This is a genomic window from Thermodesulfobacteriota bacterium (assembly GCA_036482575.1).
Classification (GTDB): Bacteria; Desulfobacterota; GWC2-55-46; order GWC2-55-46; family JAUVFY01; genus JAZGJJ01.
In genome coordinates this window covers 1-7,897 of the sequence record JAZGJJ010000026.1, presented here as the reverse complement: position 1 = coordinate 7,897, position 7,897 = coordinate 1, and the positions used below count along the sequence as shown (strand labels likewise).

Below are 7,897 nucleotides of genomic sequence, written 5' to 3'. Positions count from 1 at the left end.
GATAAAGGCCGGGGTTGTGGATAAGGTGCTATTTTTTCTTTCTCCTATGCTGCTCGGCGGTGACGCCATCCCGGCAGTGGGGGAGATGGGGATTCGGAAGATCGCCGGGGGAATCAGCCTGAAAGGGCTTGAGATGAAGAAAATAGGGCGGGATATACTGGTAGAGGGGAAGCTAACTGCCTGCCGTTGAGCTCTGGAGTTGAATATTTAGATGAGGGCTCTTTAACCGCGTAGTTTTGATGACCGGGAAAAAATGTTCACAGGTATAATAGAAGCCATCGGGACCGTAAAAACTGTTGAAAAAAAGGGCACATCTGGTAGAATAACGGTTGAGACCGCCCTTGACCTCGGCGGGGTGGCCGTGGGCGACAGTATCGCGGTCAGCGGAGCCTGCCTGACGGTCGTGGCGCTTAAGGGCAACACCTTCAGCGCCGACGTCTCGGACGAGACGCTAAAACTTACGACCCTTGGCTCGGCCGGGCCCGGAGAGAGGGTGAACCTCGAGCTGGCCCTGACACTTTCAAAGCCGCTCGGAGGGCATATCGTAACCGGCCACGTGGACTGCGTGGGCACGGTCGAGAGAAAGGCAGAAAAGGGGGAGAACCTCGACATAGAGGTTAGCGTCCCCCGGGAGTTTCTGCCGCAGCTCGTCCGGAAAGGCTCGGTTGCGATGGACGGCATAAGCCTCACCGTGGCCGTGCTTACGGATAAGGGTTTTAGAACCGTCATCATCCCGCACACCATCGAGAACACCACGCTCTCCGAGAAGCGTGCGGGTACAAAGGTGAATATAGAGACCGATATAATAGGCAAGTACGTCGAGCGGGTCCTTAAAGGGGGCGGAGGCGGCGGAAAAAACATAACCGAGGGCTTCCTTAAGGAGCACGGGTTCATAGGATGAGACCGGGGAGGAGAGTAAAGAGATGTCTGTAAAGAGGATAGAAGCGGCATTAGAGGATATAAGGGCGGGCAGGATGGTAGTCGTCGTCGATGACGAGGACAGGGAGAACGAGGGCGACCTCTGCATGGCCGCCGAGCTCATTACCCCGGAGGCCGTGAACTTCATGGCAAAGGAGGCCAGGGGGCTTATCTGCCTGACGCTTACCGAAGACAGGGCCGACGAACTCGGGCTCAAGCCGATGGTCGACGACAACACCTCTCTATTCAGGACCGCCTTTACCGTCTCCGTGGACGCGAGGCACGGCGTTACCACGGGCATATCCGCTGGCGACAGGGCCGTCACCATACGGGCGGCTGTCGCCGACGACGCGAAGCCCGACGACCTCGTCCGGCCGGGCCATATATTCCCGCTCCGGGCCAGGAAGGGTGGGGTGCTGGTGAGGACCGGCCAGACGGAGGGCTCGGTAGACCTCGCCCGGCTCGCCGGGTTGAAGCCCGCGGGCGTTATATGCGAGATCATGAAGGACGACGGCACCATGGCCAGGATGCCGGACCTCGAGAGGTTCGCCGGCAAGTACGACCTGAAGATAGTAACTATCGCCGACATAATAGAGTACAGGCTCAAGAAGGATCGGCTCGTCGAGAGGGAGGCCGAGGCAAGTCTGCCCAGCCGTTTCGGGGGCGAGTTCCGGGCTATAGCCTATACCAACCAGGTGGACTTCCACGAGCACCTGGCAATCGTAAAGGGCGAAATAAAAGAGGACGAGGCCGTGCTCGTGAGGGTGCACTCGGAGTGCCTTACCGGAGACGTATTCGGCTCGGAGCGCTGCGACTGCGGCGAGCAATTGAAGGGCGCCATGAAGATGATAGAGGCCGAGGGAAAGGGAGTGCTCCTCTACATGCACCAGGAGGGCAGAGGCATAGGGCTCGTCAACAAGCTCAAGGCCTACTCCATACAGGACGAGGGTTTTGACACCGTGGAGGCCAACGAGAGGCTCGGCTTCGATGCCGACCTCCGCGATTACGGCATCGGGGCCCAGATACTCCTGGACCTCGGCGTCGGGAAGATGAGGCTCATGACCAACAACCCCAAGAAGATAAAGGGGCTTGAGGGATACGGGCTCGACATCGTGGAGAGGGTTCCCATAGAGTCCTCCCCGCACGTGAAGAACGTCGAGTACCTGAGGGTCAAGAAAGAGAAGATGGGACACATCCTGACCAAGCTCGATATACCCGAGGCGCGGGATGCACAGCGGGCTCAAAAGAAATAAGGAAATAGGGAGGTCATATGCCGAAGACGTTCGAAGGTAACCTTTCCGCCAAAGGGCTTAAGATGGCGGTAGTGGTGTCACGGTTCAACGACTTTATAAGCGACAGGCTCCTCTCCGGCGCCCTGGACACGCTCACGCGGAGCGGGGCCGGCGACGGCGACATAGACGTGGTGAAGGTGCCTGGCTCCTTCGAGATGCCGCTTGTGGCCAGAAAGCTCTCCGGCAAGAATTACGACGCGATAATCTGCCTCGGCGCCATAATCCGGGGCTCCACCCCGCACTTCGATTACGTAGCCTCGGAGACGGCCAAGGGGCTCGCGAGGGTCTCGCTCGACGGCGGCGTGCCCGTAGCGTTCGGCGTTATAACCGCCGACACGCTCGAGCAGGCGATAGAGAGGGCGGGCACCAAGAGCGGCAACAAGGGAAGTGCCGCGGCCCTTACGGCGATAGAGATGGCCAACCTCTTGAAGACGATCGGCAAGGGGAAGAGGGCGTAGCCGCAAGCCGGGCGTTGCGGAACAGAGCCTTCGGAGAGAGAGACGTGCACGAGAGACGAAAGGCGAGAGAGGCGGCGCTCCAGGCGCTCTACCAGGCCGAGATGGCCGACGGCGAAACCGCCGAGGTGCTCGCCTCGGTCACCGAAAAGTTCCGCCTGACCCCCGAAGCCCTTAAGTACTGCGAGGCCGTCGTCTTCGGCGTGACGGACAATATTGAAGAGATAGACCGGCTCATCGAAGAGTACTCGGAGAAATGGGCGCTCAAGAGGATGCCCGTTGTCGACAGGAACGTCCTGAGGGTCGGGGTGTACGAACTTCGCCACTGTCCCGACACCCCCTACAAGGTGGTCATAGACGAGGCCGTGGAACTGGCGAAGAGGTACGGCTCCGAGGAGTCTGGTGCCTTCGTAAACGGCATACTCGACCACGCGGCGAAAGAGGCCGCTTCGAAGAAGGCCGTTTAGGCTCCGGGGGAATAGATAACTCTTAATCGCGCGGCTTTTAAAGGCCGCATATTTTTTGTGGAGGGAACCGCTTGAAGATACCCGTTCTTGACCTCTCCGGGCAATACCGCCAGGTAAGGCGCGAGGTGTTGCGGGAAATAGAGAAGGTTTGCGACTCGCAGAGGTTCGTGCTGGGCCCGAACGTCTCCGCGCTCGAAACCGAGATCGCATCCTACTCGGGCGCCCGGTACGGTGTCGGGTGCGGCTCGGGCACGGACGCGCTCATCCTGGCACTCATGGCCTCGGGCGTCGGCCCCGGCGACGGGGTCGTAACCACACCCTATACGTTCTTCTCGACCGCCGGCGCCATCTCGCTGCTCGGTGCCAGACCGGTATTCGTGGATATAGACCCCGCCACCTACAATATAGACCCGGATGGGATTCGTGCCTGCTTGAAGAGGAAAAGCAAGGGAGTCAAGGCCGTAATCCCGGTCCACCTCTACGGCCAGACGGCGGAGATGGACCCTATTAAAAAAACCGCCCGCAGGTACGGACTCAAGGTTATCGAGGACGCGGCCCAGGCCATAGGCGCGGAGTACAGGGGCAGGAGGGCCGGCTCCATCGGGGACGTGGGGTGCTTTTCCTTCTACCCGTCGAAGAACCTCGGCGGCTTCGGCGACGGCGGGATGCTTACCACGGGCAGTAAGAAAACCGCCGAAACCTTGAGGATGCTCAGGGTCCACGGCAGCAACAGGCGCTACTACCATACGCTCATCGGCACCAACGCGAGGCTCGACGAGATGCAGGCCGCGGTCCTGAGGGTCAAGTTCAGATACCTCGAGGGCTGGACCGGGGGCAGGATAAAGAAGGCCGCGAGGTACGACGCCCTTTTCAAAAAGGCGGGACTTTCGGAGTTCGTTACGCTCCCGGTCATTACCGAAGGCAACCGCTCGGTCTTCAACCAGTACGTGCTGCGCGTTAAGAAGAGAAACCGCCTGAGGGAACACCTGTCGAAAAAAGGCGTATCGACCGAGGTATACTACCCCGTGCCGCTGCACCTCCAGAAGAGTTTTAGCTCGCTCGGTTATAAAAAAGGGGACTTCCCCGAGTCCGAGAGGGCCGCCCGGGAGACCGTGGCGCTGCCCATGTACCCGGAGCTTAAGGACTCGGAGATAAAGTACGTCGTAGCGGCCATAGCCGGATTCTATTCGAAGGGAGGGGGACGCAGGTGAGAATACTCGTTACAGGAGGGGCCGGCTTCATAGGCTCGCACCTCTCGGAGAGGCTCCTTAAGGACGGCCACGAGGTCCTCTGCCTCGATAACTTCTTTACCGGGCGAAGGGAGAACGTAGCCCACCTCATGGAGGATCCCCGGTTCGAGCTGATACGCCACGACATCACCGTCCCGATACTCCTGGAGGTCGACCGCATATACAACCTCGCCTGTCCGGCCTCGCCGGTCCATTACCAGTACAACCCGGTTAAGACCATAAAGACCAACGTCGTGGGCGCGCTCAATATGCTCGGGCTCGCGAAGAGGGTCAGGGCCAGGCTGCTCCAGGCCTCCACCTCCGAGGTCTACGGCGACCCCGAGTTGCACCCACAGCCCGAGAGCTACTGGGGGAACGTAAACCCCATAGGGCCGAGGGCCTGCTACGACGAGGGCAAGAGGTGCGCGGAGTCTCTTATGTTCGCCTACCACAGGCAGAACGGGGTGGACATAAGGGTGATCAGGATATTCAACACCTACGGCCCGAGGATGCTCGAGAACGACGGCAGGGTGGTCAGTAACTTCGTCGTGCAGGCCTTGAAGGGCGAGGAGATTACCGTCTTCGGCGACGGCGGCCAGACGCGCTCTTTCTGCTATATCGACGACATGGTCGACGGCATGGTCGCTATGATGGATAAAGAAGGGGATTTTCCCGGCCCCGTTAACCTCGGGAACCCCGAGGAGACCTCCGTAATGGATCTCGCCAAGTTGGTGAAGGAGCTTATTGGCAGCGACTCGAAGATAGTCGGGAAAAAACTTCCCCAGGACGACCCTACCAGGCGGCGGCCCGACATAAGCCTCGCGAAAAAGGAGCTCGGCTGGAGCCCCTCGACCCCGCTTAAGGACGGCCTTCTCCGCACCATCGAGTATTTCAGCTCCAGGATAAAAAAAGGGACGCCAACGGGCTGACGCGCACGGCGCAAAAAAAACCGGTTGGCCTGCCTGGCGCTAACCGGTTTTCTTACGGGATGAGGCGGGAGCCTCTGTTTTTTTTCCTTCAGGCCTCAGGCTGCTTTCCTACCTCTCTTCTTCTCTTCCTCCACCTCAACGGTCACCTTTTTGGGCAGTGCCGCCGCCTCCGCCGGCATGGTGATCTCAAGGACGCCGTGGTTGTAAGAGGCGTGGACCTTGTCCACGTTCACGCCCTCCGGCAGAGTCATACTCCTCTCGAAAGAGCCGTAAGAGGTCTCCCGGAAGAGGTACTCGCCGGTCGTCTCCTCTTTCTCGGCCTTCCGCTCGCCTTTTATGGTGAGCTTGTCGCCGGATATGGAGATATCCACGTCCTTGGGGTCGATACCGGGCAGATCGGCATGAACTACCAACTCCTCCCCCTTGATGTAACTCTCAAAGGCGGGATACCACTCGCCTTTAAAGAGCACCGGGGCTATGGAGCCGACCGTCCTTTTGAAGAACTCGTCCATCTCCTTGTGGATGGTGGAGAGCTCGGTAAAGGGGTCCCATTTCTTGAGCGTTAGCATCTCTATCACCTCCCTTAAGGCTTTCACCTCATCCCGCACTCGGCAACCCGAGTACCTATTTATAGTATATGACCGGAGTAGCGCCGTGTCAAGTCGAGAGGGCGATTCGGGAGGCTGAAAAGTGTAGGTTAAATAGTCGGTTACGGGGGGGAACGGGTGCGGCTAATAGGGCTTCACCGCCACTGAGGTAACCGTGTTTTTGCCCTTGTCCTTGGATTCGTACATCACCTTGTCGGCCTGCTTCAAGAGGGTCTCCTGCGCCCCCCTTACCTCGTCCAGCGTGGCGGTTTCAAGACCCAGGGCCGCGACCCCGAAGCTGGCCGTTATGAGCCCTTTTATATTGAGCGGCCTTCCGTATCCCGGGACCTTGTGCGCGAGGAAGACGTGGCCTTCTATGGTCTTCCTTAAGTCCTCCGCGAACCCTTCTGCGGCCTCAAGGTCTACCCCGGGAAGGACGATCGCGAACTCGTCACCGCCGTACCTGACCGCCACGAACTTCGTGCCTTCGATAATGTCCTTTATGATCGAGCCCAGTTCCCGGAGGAGCTCGCTGCCGGCAAGGTGCCCGTGCGTGTCGTTTACCTCCTTGAACCTGTCGAGGTCGAAGTAGACGAAGCTAAGGTTTTTGTTCTCTCGCAGGGAGGGTACGACGGCTTTTGCCATGTTATAGAAGAGGAACCTGTCGTTGTGGAGCCCGGTCAGGTTGTCTATTATGGACAACTCCTCGAACCTCTTGGCGTCGAGCGAGTTCTGTATGAGCGTGGAGGTATACCCGGCGAATATCTCCAGAAGCGTCAGGTCCCTGGGGGCATAGTTGGTCCCGTCCAGCCTGTTTATAAGCTCTATTACGCCTATAGTCACACCGCGTATCCTTATGGGCGCGCAGACTATGGACTTGGTGCTGAAGTTGGTCTTCTTGTCTATCCCGTCGTAGAAGAAGCTGTCGTCCTTTACGCGTTCGCTTATGTACGGCGTGCCGCGCCGGTACGTCTTGCCGACTATGCCGACGGCTGCAGGTATGGCCGTTCCGGTGATGGGGGCGGAGCCCTCTCCGAAGCAGGCGACGAAGTAGAGCCGCCCCGGTTTCTTCTTACGCTTGTCCAGTACCGGGTCGTCCAGTAGTATGGAGCCGGACTCAGAGGGGACGAACTCGTTGGCCCATCCGAGGACAGACTTTATCGTTCCGGTCAGGTCCACCTCTTCGCCGTCGTGCCCGGCCATCCGCTTCCTCTTGAGCACCCTGTCGAGGACCGATTTTTCCGCGATGTTTATATGCATTGGCTCTTATCCTTAGTTCCCCTTCCCCAAAAATATTAATATACTTCACTTGTACGGCCTATGGCAAGTCTATTCAGGGTCTCGGCAGCGTAGCACGGCAGCACGGCACGGCTTGAATCCTCTGGACTTTTACGGGTATACGGGATATTTTGTTTTTTATGCCGTGCATTATAGGGACAGCCGGACACGTAGACCACGGGAAGACCGCCCTAGTCAAGGCGCTTACTGGCATCGACACCGACAGGCTCAGGGAGGAGAAGCGGCGGGGGGTCTCGATAGAGCTCGGGTTCGCGCGTCTTACCCTCCCGGGCGGCCTCGACGCCGCGCTTGTGGACGTGCCGGGCCACGAGCGCTTCATAAGGAATATGCTTGCCGGGGTGACCGGCATAGACATGGTGCTCTTCTGCGTTGCGGCGGACGACGGGGTTATGCCGCAGACGAGGGAGCACCTGGAAATAGTCCACCTCCTCGGGGTCGAAAGGGGTGTCTTTGTCATAACCAAGACGGACCTCGTAACGCCGGAGAGGGTTAAGGAAGTAGCCGGGGATATACGGGCGCTCTTAAGCCCTACGGTGCTGAAGGGCTCCCGGGTGGTGGCCGTCTCAACGGCTACGGGCGAGGGGATCGATGAACTCAAGGGACAGCTCTCGGATATGGTAGAGGGGGCGGAGGGGGGCGAGCGTTCCGGGCCGTCCGCTTTCTTCAGGCTGCCGATAGACCGTTCGTTCTCCATAAAGGGGTTCGGTACGGTCGTTACCGG

Annotated in this window: 10 protein-coding genes; 8 read left to right on the top strand and 2 right to left on the bottom strand. The window is 59.1% G+C overall.

Translation table 11 applies throughout. From position 1 onward, the window contains the following. The 7 genes from V3W31_00985 to V3W31_00955 all read left to right on the top strand — a co-directional run. Window positions 1-190, top strand: a 190-nt coding sequence (locus V3W31_00985; GenBank protein MEE9613513.1) for a dihydrofolate reductase family protein, incomplete at its 5' end; no start/stop codon positions are given. Between the two features lie 63 nt (window positions 191-253). Further along, complete coding sequence (locus tag V3W31_00980) at window positions 254-901, top strand: riboflavin synthase (protein ID MEE9613512.1); 648 nt, start codon at window positions 254-256, stop codon at window positions 899-901. Window positions 902-923: 22 nt separating this feature from the next. Then, a complete protein-coding gene (locus V3W31_00975) occupies window positions 924-2,171 on the top strand; it encodes a bifunctional 3,4-dihydroxy-2-butanone-4-phosphate synthase/GTP cyclohydrolase II (GenBank protein MEE9613511.1) in 1,248 nt (415 codons plus the stop codon). A 17-nt stretch (window positions 2,172-2,188) separates the two neighbouring features. Then, window positions 2,189-2,668, top strand: a complete 480-nt coding sequence (ribE, locus tag V3W31_00970) for a 6,7-dimethyl-8-ribityllumazine synthase (protein ID MEE9613510.1) — start codon at window positions 2,189-2,191, stop codon at window positions 2,666-2,668. A gap of 44 nt (window positions 2,669-2,712) precedes the next feature. Beyond that, window positions 2,713-3,132, top strand: coding sequence for a transcription antitermination factor NusB (gene nusB, locus V3W31_00965; protein ID MEE9613509.1), 420 nt, complete (start codon window positions 2,713-2,715; stop codon window positions 3,130-3,132). A 71-nt stretch (window positions 3,133-3,203) separates the two neighbouring features. Beyond that, window positions 3,204-4,343, top strand: coding sequence for a DegT/DnrJ/EryC1/StrS family aminotransferase (locus tag V3W31_00960; GenBank protein MEE9613508.1), 1,140 nt, complete (start codon window positions 3,204-3,206; stop codon window positions 4,341-4,343). Further along, complete coding sequence (locus tag V3W31_00955) at window positions 4,340-5,290, top strand: UDP-glucuronic acid decarboxylase family protein (GenBank protein ID MEE9613507.1); 951 nt, start codon at window positions 4,340-4,342, stop codon at window positions 5,288-5,290. Before V3W31_00960 ends, V3W31_00955 begins: the two co-directional genes overlap by 4 nt. Window positions 5,291-5,385: 95 nt before the next feature. Here V3W31_00955 and V3W31_00950 read toward each other — a convergent pair whose 3' ends face one another. Together V3W31_00950 and V3W31_00945 are read right to left on the bottom strand one after the other, a co-directional pair. Continuing rightward, window positions 5,386-5,886 carry an Hsp20/alpha crystallin family protein gene (locus V3W31_00950; GenBank protein ID MEE9613506.1) on the bottom strand — a complete coding sequence of 167 codons (501 nt, stop codon included), beginning with the start codon at window positions 5,884-5,886 and terminating at the stop codon, window positions 5,386-5,388. Window positions 5,887-6,021: 135 nt separating this feature from the next. After that, the gene (locus tag V3W31_00945; GenBank protein MEE9613505.1) at window positions 6,022-7,137 is read right to left on the bottom strand and encodes a sensor domain-containing diguanylate cyclase; all 1,116 of its coding nucleotides are present in this window, start codon (window positions 7,135-7,137) and stop codon (window positions 6,022-6,024) included. Window positions 7,138-7,295: 158 nt separating this feature from the next. Here V3W31_00945 and V3W31_00940 point away from each other — a divergent pair. Next, a partial coding sequence (locus V3W31_00940; protein MEE9613504.1) for a GTP-binding protein occupies window positions 7,296-7,897 on the top strand: 602 nt, incomplete at its 3' end.